General features: G+C 74.1%; 12 protein-coding genes and 1 pseudogene. 8 read left to right on the top strand and 5 right to left on the bottom strand.

Annotated features, from left to right (window positions below; genetic code table 11):
• Nucleotides 1-122 precede the first annotated feature (122 nt).
• A complete protein-coding gene (locus ACFYPS_RS10755) occupies nucleotides 123-995 on the bottom strand; it encodes an aldo/keto reductase (protein WP_354964940.1) in 873 nt (290 codons plus the stop codon).
• 220 nt (nucleotides 996-1,215) lie between these two features.
• Here ACFYPS_RS10755 and ACFYPS_RS10760 point away from each other — a divergent pair, with 220 nt between their 5' ends.
• Entirely contained in the window at nucleotides 1,216-5,202 is a 3,987-nt protein-coding gene (locus ACFYPS_RS10760) for a CHAT domain-containing protein (protein WP_354964939.1), read from the top strand.
• 54 nt (nucleotides 5,203-5,256) lie between these two features.
• Here the strand turns inward: ACFYPS_RS10760 and ACFYPS_RS10765 are convergent, their stop codons facing one another.
• Complete coding sequence (locus tag ACFYPS_RS10765; RefSeq protein ID WP_354964938.1) at nucleotides 5,257-5,751, bottom strand: hypothetical protein; 495 nt, start codon at nucleotides 5,749-5,751, stop codon at nucleotides 5,257-5,259.
• Nucleotides 5,748-6,068 (bottom strand): hypothetical protein, encoded by a 321-nt coding sequence (locus tag ACFYPS_RS10770; protein WP_354964937.1) that lies wholly within the window; start codon nucleotides 6,066-6,068, stop codon nucleotides 5,748-5,750. Before ACFYPS_RS10770 ends, ACFYPS_RS10765 begins: the two co-directional genes overlap by 4 nt.
• A 243-nt stretch (nucleotides 6,069-6,311) precedes the next feature.
• Here ACFYPS_RS10770 and ACFYPS_RS10775 point away from each other — a divergent pair, with 243 nt between their 5' ends.
• From ACFYPS_RS10775 to ACFYPS_RS10790, 4 genes are all read left to right on the top strand, one after another.
• Complete coding sequence (locus ACFYPS_RS10775; RefSeq protein WP_089019800.1) at nucleotides 6,312-6,677, top strand: YciI family protein; 366 nt, start codon at nucleotides 6,312-6,314, stop codon at nucleotides 6,675-6,677.
• A gap of 125 nt (nucleotides 6,678-6,802) precedes the next feature.
• Nucleotides 6,803-8,356, top strand: a complete 1,554-nt coding sequence (locus ACFYPS_RS10780; RefSeq protein WP_387323924.1) for an FAD-binding oxidoreductase — start codon at nucleotides 6,803-6,805, stop codon at nucleotides 8,354-8,356.
• Between the two features lie 16 nt (nucleotides 8,357-8,372).
• Complete coding sequence (pyk, locus tag ACFYPS_RS10785; protein ID WP_354964936.1) at nucleotides 8,373-9,821, top strand: pyruvate kinase; 1,449 nt, start codon at nucleotides 8,373-8,375, stop codon at nucleotides 9,819-9,821.
• Nucleotides 9,818-10,702 (top strand): acyl-CoA thioesterase II, encoded by an 885-nt coding sequence (locus ACFYPS_RS10790; RefSeq protein WP_354964935.1) that lies wholly within the window; start codon nucleotides 9,818-9,820, stop codon nucleotides 10,700-10,702. The genes pyk and ACFYPS_RS10790 overlap by 4 nt, the downstream gene beginning before the upstream one ends.
• Before the next feature lie 105 nt (nucleotides 10,703-10,807).
• Here ACFYPS_RS10790 and ACFYPS_RS10795 read toward each other — a convergent pair whose 3' ends face one another.
• Entirely contained in the window at nucleotides 10,808-11,476 is a 669-nt protein-coding gene (locus ACFYPS_RS10795; RefSeq protein ID WP_354964934.1) for a YceI family protein, read from the bottom strand.
• Nucleotides 11,477-11,747: 271 nt separating this feature from the next.
• On the opposite strand from ACFYPS_RS10795, the gene ACFYPS_RS10800 reads away from it, so the two are divergent.
• Nucleotides 11,748-12,212: an Rrf2 family transcriptional regulator gene (locus ACFYPS_RS10800; RefSeq protein ID WP_354964933.1), complete on the top strand. Its 465-nt coding sequence runs from the start codon at nucleotides 11,748-11,750 to the stop codon at nucleotides 12,210-12,212.
• Nucleotides 12,213-12,313: 101 nt separating this feature from the next.
• Nucleotides 12,314-13,294: a sulfite exporter TauE/SafE family protein gene (locus ACFYPS_RS10805; RefSeq protein ID WP_354964932.1), complete on the top strand. Its 981-nt coding sequence runs from the start codon at nucleotides 12,314-12,316 to the stop codon at nucleotides 13,292-13,294.
• A 64-nt stretch (nucleotides 13,295-13,358) separates the two neighbouring features.
• Here the strand turns inward: ACFYPS_RS10805 and ACFYPS_RS10810 are convergent, their stop codons facing one another.
• On the bottom strand, nucleotides 13,359-14,795 hold the full coding sequence (locus ACFYPS_RS10810) for a pyridoxal-dependent decarboxylase (protein WP_387323929.1): 1,437 nt from the start codon (nucleotides 14,793-14,795) through the stop codon (nucleotides 13,359-13,361).
• Between the two features lie 260 nt (nucleotides 14,796-15,055).
• On the opposite strand from ACFYPS_RS10810, the pseudogene ACFYPS_RS10815 reads away from it, so the two are divergent.
• Nucleotides 15,056-17,279: pseudogene (locus ACFYPS_RS10815) on the top strand (cellulose binding domain-containing protein).
• Nucleotides 17,280-17,287: the final 8 nt, after the last annotated feature.

Consider the following 17,287-nt stretch of genomic DNA (forward strand, 5'->3'; position numbering starts at 1 on the left):
CTTCCCCCAGGGGGGGGGGCGCCCGGGGGGGGGGGCGGGGCCGCCCCCCCCGCCCCCCCCGGGGCCCCGCCGGGGGGGGGGGGCGGCCCCCCCCCCCCCCGCGCGGCGCGCCGTCGACGGGGTCAGGTCGCCTTGGCCAGCGCCTCGAACTCGTCGTCGGTGAGCTGCACCTCCGCGGCGGCCACGTTCTCCTCCAGGTGCGCCACCGAGGACGTACCGGGGATCGGCAGCATCACCGGCGACCGGCGCAGCAGCCAGGCCAGCGCGAGCTGCGCGGGCGACGCGCTGTGCGCGGCGGCGATCGTGTCCAGCGGCCCGCCCGGGCGCGCCAGCTCACCGGTGGCGATCGGGAACCACGGGATGAACGCGAGGTCGTTGCGTTCGCAGTACTCCAGCACGTCCTCGGCGCTGCGGTTGGCGAGGTTGTACAGGTTCTGCACCGAGACGATCGAGGTGATCGCGCGGGACTCCTCGATCTGCGAGACGGTCACCTCGGACAGCCCGATGTGCCGGATCTTTCCCTCCTGCTGCAACAGCGCCAGCTCGCCCAGCTGGTCGGCGAGCGGCACCTGCGGGTCGATCCGGTGCAGCTGGTAGAGCGGAATCGTGTCCAGGCCGAGGTGGCGCAGGCTCAGCTCACACTGCTGGCGCAGGTACTCCGGGCGGCCCACCACACGCCAGTCGCCCGGCCCGGCCCGGGTGAACCCACCCTTCGTCGCGACGACCAGGTCGTCGGCGTACGGGTGCAGGGCCTCGCGGATCAGCAGCTCGGAGACGAACGGGCCGTACGAGTCGGCGGTGTCGATGAACGTCACGCCCAGCTCGACCGCCCGGCGCAGCACCCGGACCGCCTCGGCGGGGTCCTTCGGGTCACCCCAGACGCCCGGCCCGGTGAGCTGCATCGCCCCGTAGCCGAGACGGTCGACGGCGAGGTCGCCGCCGATCCGGTAGCTGCCGGAAGCCTTCGCGGGTTGCTTGCTGACGTCGGTCGCCATACGCGGTTCCCCAATCATGTCGTCGTGGCGGGCAGGAGATCAGCTCGCCACCCCGCTGATGATGCCCCAATCCGGTCGTCGTATCCCCGGCGTGCCGACTGTGGGGGTCGACACGGTCGCACAGGCCGCGCCGGGATTCGGGTCGCGTTTCCGGTGGCGCCCGCGCTGTCCGGTCTGCTACGCCTGATCGCAGCCGGTCCGGCCGGTCGGGGGAGGCGCGATGTGGCGGCGGTTCAGGTCCGATCCGGTGCGCCGGCTGCGGGAGCGGCTGGACGGTTTCGCCGCCACCACGGACCCTCGCGCGGTGCTCGACTCGGGCGCGATCCGCGACGCCGAGGCGGTCGTCGAGTTCGTGACCGCCACGCCCACGGACGGGCCACTGCCGGAGCCGGTCGCCGAGGGCTTCTTCCTCCTCGCCTGCCTGCACTGGTACCGCTACCAGCTGCTGCCCCCGGGCGAGGACGCCGACGACCTCGGTCAGGCGGTCAGGCTCACCGAGTTCCTGCTGCGCTTCGCCCCGGAACGGGTGCCACCGTCGCTGCTGGCCGTGCTGCACGCGCACCGGCCGCCACCGGAGTCCGGTCGGGTCCCCGGTCAACGGGGTCCCGGTGGTCCGGCGTCCGCGCCCACCGGCTCCGGTTCGGCTCGCCACGGTCGTACGGCGGGCCTGCCCGACGGCGAGGCCGGCGCGCTGTTCCTCGAGGCCGTCATGCTGATGGCCGCCGCGGAGAACAACCGTGACTACCGGGGCGCCGACCGGGCGGCGGCGCTGCTGCGACAGGCGGTGGACGGCACACCCGCGGGTGAGCCGGAGCGGTTGCACTACCTGTCCGCCCTCGGCAGGGTGCACCGTGCCCAGTTCCAGTACCTCGGGCGGCGCCGCGCCCTGCCGTCGGCGATCGAGGCGCACCGGGAGAGCCTGGAGTCCACCCCGGCCGGCGACCCGGAACGCCCGGCCCGGCTGTTCAACCTCGGCAACGTGCTCGGCGACCGGTACGAGGTAGACGGCGCCCCGGCGGACCTGGACGAGTCGATCACGCTGCTGCGCGACGCCGCCCGAGCCACCGGCGCCAGCGCCTCGGTGCGCGCCATGGCCCGGGCCAACCTCGGGCAGCGGCTGCGTGACCGGTGGCGTCTGCGGGGCCGGCCGGCCGATCTCGACGAGGCGATCGGCTCCTTCGTCGCCGCCCGAGCCGGCGGTGACCCCCGGGTCGCCGCCCTGCACGGCACGGCGCTCGCCGAACGGTTCCTGCGCGACCGGGCGACCGCCGACCGGGATGCCGCGATCGACGCGTACCGGTCGGCGCTGACCGGGTTCGGCGGTCTCGACCCGGAGCTGGCCGGCATCGCACAGGCCGGTCTGGCGACCCTGCTCGCCGAGCGGCACCAGGCCGACGCCGCCCCGGCCGACCTCGACGCGGCGATCGAGGCGTACCGGGCGGCGGCCGGGTCCGGATCGGCGCACGATGGGCTGGACCCGGACGAGATACGACACGTGGTCGGCGGCCTGCTGGTGACCCGGTACGAGCGGCGGCGGCGGATCGACGACATCACCGAGGCGGTGCGGCTGCTGCGCGAGGGCGCCGACGCCGCTGGCGAACCGGTCCACCGGGCCCGCTGGCTCGCCGAGCTCGGCTACGCGCTGGGCCGGGGGCACGCCGACCTGGGCGGGGTGCGCGCCCTGCGGGCCGCCCGGGACGCGCTGACCGAGGCGGAGTCGCTGCTTCCCCGCGCCGACCCGCTGCGCCATCAGGTGCTCAACAACCTGGGTAACATCCTGCGCGAACTGTCCGACCAGGCGGGGGAGCCGGAGCTGCTGGAGCCGGCCGCCGTGGCGCTGCGGGCCGCGATTGCCGCCGCACCGGATGCCGCCGCGCTGCCCGCGTACCGCTCGAACCTGGGCCTGGTGTTGCAGGCCCTGTTCGCCTCGACCCAGGACCTGGCCACCCTGACCGAGGCGATTCAGGTGCTGGCCCAGGTGACCGAGACCACGCCGCCCGGGCACCCGGACCGACAGTCGGCGCTCACCAACTACGGCTCCGCGCTGAACCGTCGCGTGGAGCTCGCCCTGGACGGCGCGCTGCCCGCCGGCGGCCAGCCCGCCGAGCACGTCAGGGCCGGCGCCGCCCGGGACGCCGACGCCGCGGTGACCGCGCTGCGCGAGGCGGTCGAACTGGCCGAACGGGAGGCCGAGCCCACCGAGTACGTGCAGACGCACGGCACCCTCGCCCTGGCTCACCTGCTGCGACACCGTCTGCACGACGACCCGGCGGGGCTGGACGAGGCGGTCCGGCTCCTCCAGCGGCTGAGCGAGCGCCAGCCGTTGGCCGGCGCAGAGCGGCACCGGATCCACACCAACCTCGGCAACGCGCTGCTGCTGCGCTACCGGGCCGGCCGCGACGAGGCGGACGCCACCGCCATGCTGGCGGCCAACCGGGCCGCGGTCGACGCGCTGCCCGCCGAGCATCCCGCCCGCACCATGTGCCTGAGCAACCTGGCCACCGCCCTGGAAGCGGTCGCCACCCCCGCCGCGCTGGCCGAGGCGACCGCCGCGCTGCGCGCCGCCGCCGCGGTCGAGTCCGCGCCATCGCTGCTCCGGGCGTCGGCGGCGAACCGGTACGCGGACCACGCCGCCGCGGCCGGCGACCTGCCGGCCGCGCTCGACGGGTACGCCACCGCGATCGAGCTGATCGACCTGGTGGCCTGGCACGGCATGGACCCCGACGACCAGGCGCGCCTGCTCGGGCTGTTCCCCGGGCTGGCCAGCGCCGCGGCCGCGGTCGCCATCGCCCTCGACCGCCCGGAACGCGCCGTCGAGCTGCTCGAGTACGGCCGCGGCGTCCTGCTGACCCGGGCCCACGACGCGGGCGCCGACCTGGCCGCACTACGCGCGGGGTCCCCTCGGCTGGCAGCCCGGCTCACCGACCTCCAGGCCGCTCTCGACGGCTTCACCGCGCTGTCGCCCGCCGGCTCGGACGATCCGAGCGGCCGTGTCGAGCAGCGGTACGACCTCGCCGTCCGGCGCCGCGACCTGCTCGCGGAGATCCGCGCCCGGCCCGGGTTCGCCGACTTCCTCCGCCCGCCACCGTTCGCCACCCTGGCCCGGGCGGCTGCCGGTGGCCCGGTGGTGCTGGTCAACGTGGCCGCGCGGCGCTGCGACGCGCTGGTCGTCGCCGACAACCAGGTCACCGTGGTCCCGCTGCCCGGGCTTACCCTGGCCGAGCTGGTCACCCGGACGGCGAGCTTCCTGACCGCGATCGCGGTGCTCACCGGGGCGGCGGCGCCGGACGGCCCGGATCCGGCGGCGCAGCGCCGCCGGCTGACGGCCCGGACCGAGGTCGGTCAGACGCTGGACTGGTTGTGGCGGGTCGTCGCCGCACCGGTGCTCGACGCGGCCGCGCCCGCCCCGGCGCCGTCGGGTGCCGTACCCGCCGCCGGGGCGGACTGGCCACGGCTGTGGTGGTGCCCGACCGGGCTGCTCACCCTGCTGCCGTTGCACGCGGCCGGCCCGCTCGACGGCGGCGACGGGGTGCTGGACCGGGTCGTGCCGTCGTACACCGCCTCGCTGCGGGCGCTGGCGCACGCCCGACGCGGCGTGCCGGCCCGGCCCGAGCCGGTCGACGCGGCGCTCGTCGTCGGCATGCCCCAGACCCCCGGCCTGGCCGACCTGCCCGGTGTCGCGCGGGAGGAGGAGATCGTCCGTCGGCACCTGCCACGGGTCCGTGCGCTCCTCGGCCCGGCGGCCACCCCGGCGGCCGTGCTCGCCGCGCTGCCCGCCCAGCCGGTCGCCCACCTGTCCTGCCACGGCACCCAGGACCTGCGCGCCCCGGCCTGGGGGCGCCTCACCCTGGCCGGCGGCTCGCTGCACGTCCGGGACCTGTGGCGGCCCGCCGGCAGCCCGGCCGCGCTGGCCGTTCTGTCCGCCTGCGAGACGGTGCGCGGCGGGGCCGCCCTGCCCGACGAGGCGCTCACCCTCGGCACCGCGTTCCAGCTCGCCGGGTTTCGGCACGTCATCGGCGCGCTCTGGTCCATCTCGGATGCGCTGACCGTACGGCTCTGCGCCGACCTGTACGCCGGCCTGGCGGTGCCCGGGGGGATCGCACCGGACCGGGCGGCGGTCGCCCTGCACCAGTCGGTCCGCCAGCTCCGCTCCGCCCTGCCCGACCGCCCCGACACCTGGGCCGGCTACGCCCACCTCGGCCCCTGAACCTGTTAGGAAGGGCCCCTTGTACAACATCAGGCGTTAACAAGGGGCCCTTCCTTACCGCTCAGCGGCGGAGACGGCGGCTGGCGGGTCGGGTCGGGCCGGTGCGTACCAGGTCACCCCGACCGCGGCGACCAGCAGCGCGGTGCAGAGCAGCACCAGCCGTACCCCGGTCCGCAGCGACCGGACCGCCGCCATCGCCTCCAGGTGGTCGCCGAGCGGGGCCGGTGGGAGCGCCTCCACCGGGGTCACCGCCAACCTGCCGTGCGCCGCGCGCAGCAGCGCCAGCGCCCCACCCACCCCCGCGGTCAGCGCGGCGAGCAGCAGGACGCCGACCAGCGCCCCCCAGCGCGGCGCCAGCGTGCTGACGTCGGTGCGGCCCCGGATCAGGCTGAACCCGACCAGTGCCACCAGCAGACCGCCGAGGCCGTTGCGCCACGCGACCGCCGCCGCGCGGACCCGCTCCAGCTCACCGCGCAGCAGCCCGGCCAACTGCTGCGCCCGGTGCAGGTCGGCGACGGTCGCGGGCGGCCCGGGGCGCAGCCGGATCACGCCTCGACCGCCAGCTGCAGCGTCCAGTACGCGCCGCAGCCGCGCAGCCCGGCGGGGCGCGACGGGTGGTCGGCCGCGCACTCACAGAGCACCGTCCGGTAGCCCGGGTCCGGGGCGGCCGGCGCGGCCTCCCGCCGGTACAGATCGTCGACCACCGTGCTGGTGGTCGAGTGGTCGCACCGCGGGCATCGTCCGCTGAGCAGCACCGCGAACTCGAACTCCCGCACCGTGAAGCCCGCCGCGGTCTGCGCCGCGTACGCCTCGTCGGTCACCTCGACGTACGGCAGCGGGCCGGCCGCCGGTTCGTCGTCGCGCATCCCGACCTCCCGCCGCCCACCCGGACCGTCCACCGTAGCCGGTCGCGGCGCCCGGCCGGTCGACGTGTCGGATGACCACCAGCACCGCCGCCGGTACGGCGATCGTGACGGGCCGGACCGGGGCCAGTTGGCCGGAGCGAGCGGTACGACCGCCGTCGGCGTGCGACGCTGGGCGCGTGCCGCGACACCGGCTCGGGCAGCCGGACCGGTCCGTACCCGGGCGCGACGGCGGAGGGAGCACCCATGGCGGGAGTGCCGCAGGTCGACTTCGCGCTCGACACGTACGAGTGCATCGTGATCTATCCCGGCGCGGCCGGACGGGCCCTGCCCAACGAGACCGTGCAGCGGTTGCAGGCCGAGCACACCGAGCACATGCAGGCGTTGCAGCAACGCGGCATCATCCTGGTCGCCGGCTCGGTGGACGGGCCGGCCCGCAACCCGGAGCCGCCGATCGGCTTCGGGCTGGCCCGCACCGGCAGCGTCGACGACGTGCGCAGCGTGCTGGAGGCCGACCCGGCGGTGCAGGCCGGGCTCTACCGGGTGGACGTGCTGACGTTCCTCTGCCCGGCCGGGTCGTTGGAGTTTCCGCTGGCCAAGACCGAGAGCTGACCGGATCGACGGCTGTCGTGATGCTGACGGCGGTCGGCCGCCCCCCGGTGCTACGGTCGCGCCCAGCGAGGACCGCCTTCGGGGCGCACCCGGCGCCGGCGGCCGGCCCCGGTCGAGGAGTCGCCGTGAGCTCCGCCGCCACCCCCGATGTCGCGTCCGCCATCACCCGGCTGCGCGCCCTGCTCGGTGACCGCCTCCACGAGCCCGGCGATCCTGCTTTCGTCACCGCCACCCGCCTGTGGAACGCCGCCGTGGACCGCGCGCCCGCGCTGGTCGCCCGATGCCTGGACGCCGACGAGGTGGCCGGCGTGGTCCGCATCGCCGCACGGTGCCACCTGCCGCTCTCGGTCCGTTCCGGCGGGCACGACTGGGCCGGTCGGGCGCTGCGCGACGGCGGCCTGGTGCTCGACCTGACCGGCTTGCGCGCGGTCCGCGTCGACCCGGACGCGGCCACGGTGACCGTGGCCGGCGGCGCCACCGCCGCTGACCTGCTCGCCGCCGCCCGCCCGTACGACCTGGTGGTGCCCACCGGCGTGGTCCGGGACGTGGGCATGGCCGGGCTCACCCTCGCGGGCGGGTACGGTCCGCTCTGCGGCCGGTTCGGCCTGGCCCTGGACAACCTGCTCGGCGCGGAGGTGGTGCTGGCCGACGGTCGCCGGGTCACCGCCGACCCCCGGCACGACGCCGAGCTGTACTGGGCGCTGCGTGGTGGCGGCGGCAATTTCGGCGTGGTCACCGAGCTGCGGTACCGCGCGCACCGGCTGCCCGCCGTGCTCGCCGGCATGATCATGTTCGCGCTGGCCGAGGCGCCGGCCGTGCTGCGCGGCTACGCGGCGGTGCTCGCCGAGGCCCCGGACGAGCTCACCGTGATGGCCGGCTTCCTGCCCGGTCCCGCCGGCGAGCCGGTGATCTTCGTCTGCCCGTTCTACAGCGGCCCGGACCTGGACGCCGGGTGGCCGTGGGTGGACCGGCTGCGGGCGCTGGGCGTCCCGCTGGTCGACCAGGTCGGCCCGCTGCCGTACGCGGACGCGTTGCGGATGTTCGACGGCGGGATGGTCGACGGCAACCACTACCTGCTGCGGACCCGCTGGCTGCCCGCGCTCACCGGTGCCGCGGTGGACGCGCTGGTCGACGCCGCCCGGCAGGTCAGCTCGCCGTTCTCCGCGCTGGCCCTGCACCACTTCCACGGCGCGGCCAGCCGGGTGCGGCGCGACGACACGGCGTTCGGCCTGCGGGCCGATCACCTGTTGACCGAGGTGATCGCCGTCTGGGCGCCGGGCGGGGTGTCCGAGCCGCACCGGGAGTGGGCCGAGCGCACCTCGGCGGCGCTCGCGCACGCCCTGCCCGGTGGCTACCCGAACCTGCTCGCCCCGAGGAGACCGACCGCCTCCGGCTGGCCTACGGCGCGAACTGGGCGCGGCTGCTCCGGGCCAAGCGGCGCTACGACCCCCGTGACCTGCTCACCGCCGTGCCCACCCTGCCGCCGCCGGAGCACTCCGGGTGAGCCGCCGCCGGGAGCACCCGGACGGCGCCTGCCAGCGGAGGCGTACGATTCCCGGCGCGCGGTCGCCGTTGCCCGTCGCCACAACGTTCCCGGTGCCCGCCGGCCCGACGCGCACCGCGCGTCGTTGGACAATTGTTCCGCTGCCTGCAAGGGGTCGGCCCCGAGTCCGACCTGAAGGAGAGACTAGCCTGATGGGCGTGACACGCCGCGCGAAGATCGTCTGCACTCTTGGACCCGCCACCTCGTCCCCGGAGCGCATCCGGGGTCTCGTCGAGGCCGGCATGAACGTGGCGAGGCTCAACTTCAGCCACGGCAGCCACGCCGACCATGAGGCGGTCTATCGACTGGTCCGGGAGGCGTCCGAGGCGGCTGGCAAGCCGGTGGCCGTCCTCGCCGACCTGCAGGGCCCCAAGATCCGGCTCGGCCGGTTCGCCGACGGCCCGCACGAGTGGCGCACCGGCGACTCGGTCGTGATCACCGGCGACGACATCATCGGCACCAAGGACCGGGTCTCCTGCACCTACCGCAAGCTGCCGCAGGAGGTGAAGCCCGGTGACCGGCTGCTGATCGACGACGGTCGCGTCGCCGTCGAGGTCACCGACGTCACCGGCAACGACATCCGCTGCCTGGTCACCGAGGGCGGGCCGGTCTCCAACAACAAGGGCGTCTCGCTGCCCAACGTGGCGGTCAGCGTGCCCGCCATGTCGGACAAGGACGCCGAGGACCTGCGCTTCTCCCTGGGGCTTGGGGTCGACCTGGTCGCACTCTCGTTCGTCCGCTCGGCGGAGGACATCAAGCTCGTCCACGGCATCATGGCCGAGGAGGGCGTGTTCCGCCCGGTGCTGGCCAAGGTCGAGAAGCCGGAGGCGGTGGACCACCTGGAGGCCATCGTGCTGGCCTTCGACGGTGTCATGGTGGCCCGCGGCGACCTCGGCGTGGAGATGCCGCTGGATGAGGTCCCGCTGGTGCAGAAGCGGGCCGTGCAGCTGTGCCGGGAGAACGCCAAGCCGGTCATCGTGGCCACCCAGATGCTCGACTCCATGATCGAGAATTCCCGCCCCACCCGGGCGGAGGCCTCCGACGTGGCCAACGCGGTGCTCGACGGCGCGGACGCGGTGATGCTCTCCGGCGAGACCAGCGTCGGCAAGTACCCGGTGCTGACCGTCAGCACCATGGCCAAGATCGTGACGACCACCGAGGCCGGCTCGATCGGGGTGCCCCGGTTGCAGCACGACCCCCGTACGCACGGCGGCGCGCTCACCGTGGCCGCCTCGTCGATCGCCCGGGCCATCAACGCCAAGGCGCTCGTCGCCTTCTCGCAGACCGGCGACACCGTCCGGCGGCTCTCCCGGCTGCACTGCGACCTCCCGCTGCTGGCCTTCACGCCGGTCCCTGAGGTGCGCAGCCAGCTCGCCCTGAGCTGGGGCGTGGAGACCTTCCTGATGCCGTTCGTGCAGCACACCGACGACATGTTCCGCCAGGTCGACGAGGCGCTGCTCGGCCTCAACCGGGCCAACCCGGGCGACTACGTGGTGATCGTGGCGGGCAGCCCGCCCGGCACCCCCGGCTCGACCAACACCCTTCGCGTCCACCAGCTCGGGTCGCTCGTCGACGCGGCGTCGGCGCGGGCGCTGCAGTGAGCGACGGCCGGGCCGCGGTCGGCCAGGCCGCGGTGGACCAGCTGCTGGAGGTCCTGGACCTCGAACCGGCCGGGGAGATGACCTTCCGGGGGATGAGCCCCCCGGTCGGCCCGCAGCGGGTGTACGGCGGCCAGGTCGCCGGCCAGGCGCTGGTCGCGGCCGGCCGCACGGTCGACCCGGAGCGGTTCGTGCACTCCCTGCACGGCTACTTCGTGCGCCCGGGCGACCCGGTCGAGCCGATCGAGTACCAGGTGGAGAACATCCGCGACGGCCGGTCCTTTTCGGTCCGCCGGGCGGTGGCTCTGCAGCACGACAAGCCGATCTTCTTCATGTCGGCGTCCTTCCAGCGGGCCGAGGAGGGGCTGGACCACCAGGCGCCGGCCCCGCCGGACGTGCCCGCCCCGCAGGACGTGCCGACGATGACGGACCGGCTCTCCCGCTACCCGGAGCGGCTGGGCATCTGGGGTCAGATCCCGCGCCCGATCGACGTGCGCTACGTCGGCGAGCCCGGCTGGGTTCGTCCCGGCGACCGGCCCGCCGACCCGCACCAGCGGGTCTGGATGCGCATCGACGGCAAGCTGCCGGACGATCCGCTGCTGCACGCCTGCGCGCTCACCTACGCCTCGGACCTCACCCTGCTGGATTCGGTGCTCTCGGTGCACGGCGAGGTGTGGGGGCCGGGCGGGGTGGTCGGCGCGAGCCTCGATCACGCGCTCTGGTTCCACCGGCCGTTCCGGGCCGACGAGTGGTTCCTCTACGACTGCTGGAGCCCGTCGGCGTCCGGCGCTCGCGGGCTGGCCACCGGCCGGATGTTCACCACCGACGGCCGGCAGATCGCCAGCGCCGTGCAGGAGGGCCTGCTGCGCCGCGTCGGCGCCTGAGGCTGCCGTCATCCCCGCCAGGCACGCACCTGTTCACAGGTCGCGTCCGGGCGGGGACGACTGTCTCTGGCCGAGCGCCGTCACCACTGACGCGCGCGGCGCGGGTCAGGGCTGGTGGATGCCCTCGCCGGCGATCTCGATCTGCACGGTCTTGCCGACCAGAACTCCGCCACTTTCGAGCGCGACATTCCAGAGCAGGCCGTAGTCCTCGCGGTTGATTTCCGCCGTCGCGCTGAATCCGAAGATGTTCTGCCCATAGGGATCGCGCCGGGCGCCGCCGAAATTCACCTGCAGGTCGACCACCCGGGTGATCCCCTTCACCGTCAACTCACCGGTCAGCACGAATCGTCCGGGTGCCGGGTCCGACTGCGGTGGGAGATTGTGACTTCTGCCTCGTCCACCGAGTCGATTCCTTCGCAGACGCGCCCAGTAGAAGATGGGATCCTCGTTGCCCTGCCAACTGATACCCGTGCTTCGATATTCAAGAGTGGGATAACGATCCACGTCGAGGAAATCGGCACTCTTCAAATGTGTGTCCCGGTCGACGCTCCCGGTGGTGATGCTCGCCGTCTCGATGGTGGCGGTGACCGAGGAGAGCAGCGGGTCCTCCGCCACGAAGATCTGCGCGGTCGCCTCGGCGAATTCACCCCGCACCGGGCTGACCATCATGTGCCGGGACAGGAAACCGATCCGCTTGTGCGCCTGATCGAGACGATAGGTGCCGGCGACCGGGATGGTCATGCCATCCCAGGTGCGTGTCGCGATATCGGTCATCGTGTGCCTTCCCCCCGAGGTGGACCCCGGGTGTTTATCAATGTGCTGATGGAGCCCAGGCAAACGGTCAGACAGTCGTACTCCCCGCCCAGCATAAGGACGCTTCCGAGCAGCTTTTCGGGGCCCACCGCACGGTGAATCATGACGCACTTCACGCGTCCTCGAATGCCTCGGGTCAGCGACCCGAGCGGGCCGGCTTTTCGTCGATGCGTGGCCGATCGGCCGAGGGTCGCCCGTCCGGCCGGCTGACCCGAGGGCTAACCTTGCCGACATGCGCCTCTCCGCCCGGGTCGACTACGCCCTCCGCGCGGCCGCCGAGCTCGCCGCGACGGCCAGCGGCCCCGGGCGGGGCCGACCGGTCACGGCCGACCAGATCGCCCGGGCCCAGGAGATTCCGCCGAAGTTTCTGGAGAGCATCCTGCTCCAGCTGCGCAGGGGCGGCATCGTGCACGCCCAGCGTGGCCCGGAGGGCGGCTACTGGCTGGCCCGTCCGGCCGAGGAGATCTCCCTCGCGGAGGTGATCCGGGTGATCGACGGGCCGCTCGCACACGTACGCGGACAGCGCCCGGAAACGCTCGGCTATCACGGCCCGGCCAGCGCGCTCCAGGAGGTCTGGATCGCGCTGCGGGCCAGTGAGCGGGAGATCCTGGAGCTGGTCAGCGTCGGCGACGTGGCCGCGAACACGCTGCCCGCCCGGGTCACCGAGCTGGCCGCCGACCCGCGCGCCTGGATCTGACCGCCGGCGTCTCATCCACCGATCGGGCACTTGACCCGGGTCGCCCCGTGCCGCATTGTCGACTAAGTCGATAGGAGATGCCGAAAAGTCAGGGGGCGCTCGTGCGCAAGCTGCTGGTCCTCGCTCTGGTCGGGCTCGCCGCGCAGCTGATCGACGGCTCGCTCGGCATGGCGTACGGGCTGACGTCGTCCACCCTGCTGCTGGTCGCCGGGGTCGCCCCGGCCGCCGCGTCGGCGTCGGTGCACCTGGCCGAGATCGGCACCACGCTCGCCGCCGGGGTGGCGCACTGGCGGTTCGGCAACGTGGACTGGCGGGTGGTGACCCGCATCGCGCTGCCCGGCGCGATCGGCGCGTTCGCCGGCGCCACCCTGCTCAGCTCGATCTCCACCGAGTCGGCCGCGCCGTGGATGGCCGGCATCCTCTTCACGCTCGGCGCGTACCTGCTGGTCCGCTTCGCCCGGCCGCTGCGTACCGACCGGGTCGGCGGGCGGCTGCGCGGTCGCTTCCTCGGTCCGCTCGGCCTGGTCGCCGGCTTCGTCGACGCCACCGGCGGCGGTGGCTGGGGTCCGGTGGCCACTCCGGCGCTGCTGGTCTCCGGCCGGATGGAGCCGCGCAAGGTGATCGGCTCGGTGGACACCGCCGAGCTCGTGGTGGCGGGCGCGGCCAGCGTCGGCTTCCTGATCGCGCTGGGCAGCGAGGGGTTCCTGCTGCCCACGGTCGCCGCGCTGCTCATCGGTGGGCTCGTCGCGGCCCCGCTGGCCGCGTGGCTGGTGCGCATCGTGCCGGCCCAACTGCTTGGCGCCGCGGTCGGTGGCGTGATCGTGCTGACCAACGCCCGCACGCTGCTCCGGTCCGCCGAGCTGGACGGTCCGGTCCGCCCCGCGGTCTACGCCCTCCTGGCGGCGGGCTGGCTGGCCGCGCTGGTGCTGGCCGTGCGGACCCTGCGCCGCACCCGCCGAGCCCGCGCAATGGCCGCCGCGCCCGCCACCGCCGTGAGCGCCGCCACCGCTCCTCCCGTCCCGGCGGCCACCGGCGCCGTGCCGACCGAGCTTGCCGGCACGGGTACGCCAGCCGCCCGCTGACCGCGGCAAGCGGTTAGGAAGGGACCCTTCCTCTACACGAGGCGTTAAGAAGGGGCCCTTCCTTTCACGGGCGGAGCAGGTCGTCGGCGGTGGCGGTCAGCAAGCCCCATGCCTCGTCGACGTGCCGTTCGGTGGTCTGCGGCGAGCCGACCGCCAGCCGCAGCGTGTACCGGCCGGCGACCCGGGTGTGCGTCAGGTGCACCCGCCCGGTGGCGTTCAGCCGGGCCAGCAACTCGGCGTTGGTGTCGTCGTCGGCGTGCAGCCGGAAGCAGACCAGCGAGAACGGGTGCGCCGCGGCCAGCTCGAAGCGGTCGTCGGCGCGTACCCGGTCGGCGAACCGGGCGGCCAGCGCCACCCCGGAGCGGATGTGCGCCCGCAGCCCCTCGACGCCGTACCAGCGCAGCACGAACCACAGCTTCAGGGCCCGGAACCGGCGGCCCAACGGCACCTGCCAGTCCCGATAGTCGATCACCGCACCGGATTCGCTGGCCGCGTTGCGCAGGAACTCCGGCAGCACGGTCAGCGCCTCGACCAGCTCGCCGCGGTCGGCCACCCAGAACGCGTCGCAGTCGAAGCCGGTGAGCAGCCACTTGTGCGGGTCGAAGCAGTACGAGTCGGCGTACTCCAGGCCGGCGTGCGACCAGCGCAGCTCCGGGCAGACGGCAGCGGCCCCCGCGTACGCGGCGTCCACGTGCAACCAGATCCCGTACTCGGCGCAGATCGCCCCGATCTCCGGCAGCGGGTCGATGGCGGTGGTGGAGGTGGTGCCGATGGTGGCGACCACGATGGCGGGGATGTCCCCGGCGGCCAGGTCGGCCTCGATCGCGGCGCGCAGCGCGGCCGGCCGTAGCGCCAGGGCCTCCGGGTCCGCCTCGATCGGGCGGACCCCGTCGCTGCCCAGCCCGGCGATCCGCGCCGCCTTCTCGATGGAGGAGTGCCCGTGGACGGAGGTGTACGCCCGGTAGCGCCGGTCGATGCCGGCGTCGCGCCAGCGGCCGCCGCTGGCGCGGTGCAACGCGGCGAGGGTGGCCACCAGGGTCGCCGAGGAGGCCGAGTCCTGGATCACCCCGCCGCCGCTGCCGGTCGAGCGGAACCGCTGCGGCAGGTCCAGCAACTGGGCCAGCCAGTCCATCATCACGGTCTCCAGCTCGGTGCAGGCCGGGCTGCTGGCCCAGAGCATGCCCTGCACGCCGAGCCCGGAGCTGACCAGGTCGCCGAGCAGGCTCGGGCCGGAGGTGTTGGCCGGGAAGTAGCCGAAGAAGCTTGGGTGCTGCCAGTGGGTCAGCCCCGGTACGACGATCGCGTCCAGGTCGGCGAGGACCGCCCCGACCGGCTCGCTGGCGGTGGGCGGGGTGGCCGGCAGGGCGGCCGCGACGGTGCCCGGCGGGTCGGCCGGAGCGACCGGACGCTGCTCCAGCGTGGCCCAGTAGTCGGCGATCCAGTCGATGACGGCGTGGCCGGCGCGGCGGAACTCGTCGGGGTCCATGTGTGGGGCGCTCACCCGGACGAGTTGATCAGGCATCGTTCGCCGGGGCAAGGGCCGGGCGTGGTCGCCGGATGGTCGATTCAGCGAGAGGCATCGATATTGCGGTTCGGAACGCGCTTGCCTTACGATGCGTCTTGAGCCGGATCCGTGCGTACCCAGGGCGTTCACCCCCCGATCAGATCGCTGTCCGCCGCCGTCGTGGCGAACCGTCCACCGCGCCTTTCGGGCAGGCCCGTGGACCGCAGCGGTCATCACCGGATCCCCGGAGGCAGTTCATGCACCCGTCCAGACATCGGCTGATCCTGCTCGCCGGCGCGACCGTCGCCGTCGTCGCGGCCGGCACCCTCGGCACGGTCGTCGCCTCGGCCACCGCCGCCGGCTGTCGGGTCGACTACCAGGTCACCAACCAGTGGCAGGGTGGCTTCGGCGCCAACGTCACCGTCACCAACCTCGGCGACCCCGTCACCGGGTGGACCCTCACCTGGTCGTACGCCGCCGGCCAGCAGGTCACCCAGGCGTGGAACGCGGCCGTCACGCAGGCCGGCGCCCAGGTCACCGCGCGCAACGTCGACCACAACGCCGCCATCGCCACCAACGGCACCGTCGCCTTCGGCTTCAACGGCTCGTGGACGAGCGCCAATCCGGCGCCGGCCAGCTTCGCGCTCAACGGCGCCACCTGCACCGGCGCCGTACCCACCGCCGGCCCGACCACCACACCGCCGAGCACCCCACCCCCCACCACCGCGCCGCCGCCATCGGCCGGGGCGGTGCAGATGGAGGACCTGAACCGGGGGTTGGTCAGCGTCCGCTCCGGCAGCGGCAACCTGGTCTCCTGGCGGTTGCTCGGCACCGAGACCTCCGGCGTGGCGTTCAACCTCTACCGAGGCTCCACCAGGGTCAACGCCAGCCCGATCACCGGCGCCACCACCTACCTCGACGGCGGTGCGGCGGCCGGCTCGGCGTACACCGTGCGCGCGGTCGTGGGCGGCGCCGAGCAGGCGGCCTCGGCGCCAGCGCTGCAGTTCCGCGACGGCTACCTGGACGTGCCGTTGCAGGTCCCGGCCGGTGGCAGCACCCCCACCGGCGAGACCTACACCTACAGCGCCAGCGACGCCTCCGTCGGCGACCTCGACGGTGACGGCAGCTACGAGATCGTCCTCAAGTGGGAGCCGTCGAACGCCAAGGACAACTCCCAGTCCGGCTACACCGGCAGCGTGTACGTCGACGCGTACACCCTGGCCGGCGTCCGGTTGTGGCGCGTCGACCTGGGCCGCAACATCCGCGCCGGCGCCCACTACACCCAGTTCCAGGTGTACGACTACGACGGCGACGGGCGCGCCGAGGTGGCCATGAAGACCGCCGACGGCACCCGCTCCGGCACCGGCCAGGTGATCGGCTCCGGGTCGGCCGACCACCGCAACTCCAGCGGCTACGTGCTGGCCGGCCCGGAGTACCTGACCATGTTCGACGGACAGACCGGCGCGGTCCTCTCCACCGTCACCTACGACCCGCCGCGCGGCACCGTGTCGTCCTGGGGCGACTCGTACGGCAATCGGGTGGACCGGTTCCTCGCCGGCACCGCCTACCTGGACGGGCAGCGCCCCTCGCTGATCATGGCTCGGGGCTACTACACCCGCGCGGTGATCGCCGCCTGGGACTTCCGCGACGGCACGCTGCGCAGGCGCTGGACGTTCGACTCCAACGCCTCGGGCAACGGCGCCGCCGCCGGTCAGGGCAACCACCAGCTCTCGGTCGCCGACGTCGACGGCGACGGCCGCCAGGAGATCGTCTACGGCGCCGCCACCATCGACGACAACGGTCGCCTGCTCTACTCGACGGGCAACGGCCACGGCGACGCCCTGCACGTCGGCGACCTCGACCCGAGCCGCTCCGGGCTGGAGGTGTTCAAGGTCGACGAGGACGGCAGCAAGCCCAGCTCCTGGTTCGCCGACGCCCGTACCGGCCAGGTCCTCTGGTCCACGCCGGCCTCCGGCGACAACGGCCGGGGCGTCTCCGCGGACATCTGGGCGGGCAGCCCCGGCGCGGAGTCGTGGTCGTCTGCGGTCGCCGGGCTGGCCGACACCAGGGGGCGCAACGTCGGCCGCAAGCCGTCGTCGGCGAACTTCCTCGCCTGGTGGGACGGCGACCCGGTGCGGGAGCTGCTCGACGGGACGAAGATCGACAAGTACGGCACCGGCGGTGACACCCGGCTGCTCACCGGCAGCGGGGTGGCGGCCAACAACGGCACGAAGTCCACACCGGCGCTCTCCGGCGACATCCTCGGCGACTGGCGCGAGGAGGTGATCTGGCGGACCACCGACAGCCGGGCGCTGCGCCTCTACAGCACGCCCACCCCGACCGGCACCCGGATCCACACCCTGATGCACGACCCGCAGTACCGGGTGGCGATCCACCGCCTACAACCAGCCCCCGCACCCGGGGTTCTTCATCGGCGACGGGATGGCGAACCCGCCCACCCCGAACATCTACCTACGCTGACCCCTGAC

It is taken from the genome of Micromonospora sp. NPDC005087 (genome assembly GCF_042872965.1).
GTDB lineage: Bacteria > Actinomycetota > Actinomycetes > Mycobacteriales > Micromonosporaceae > Micromonospora.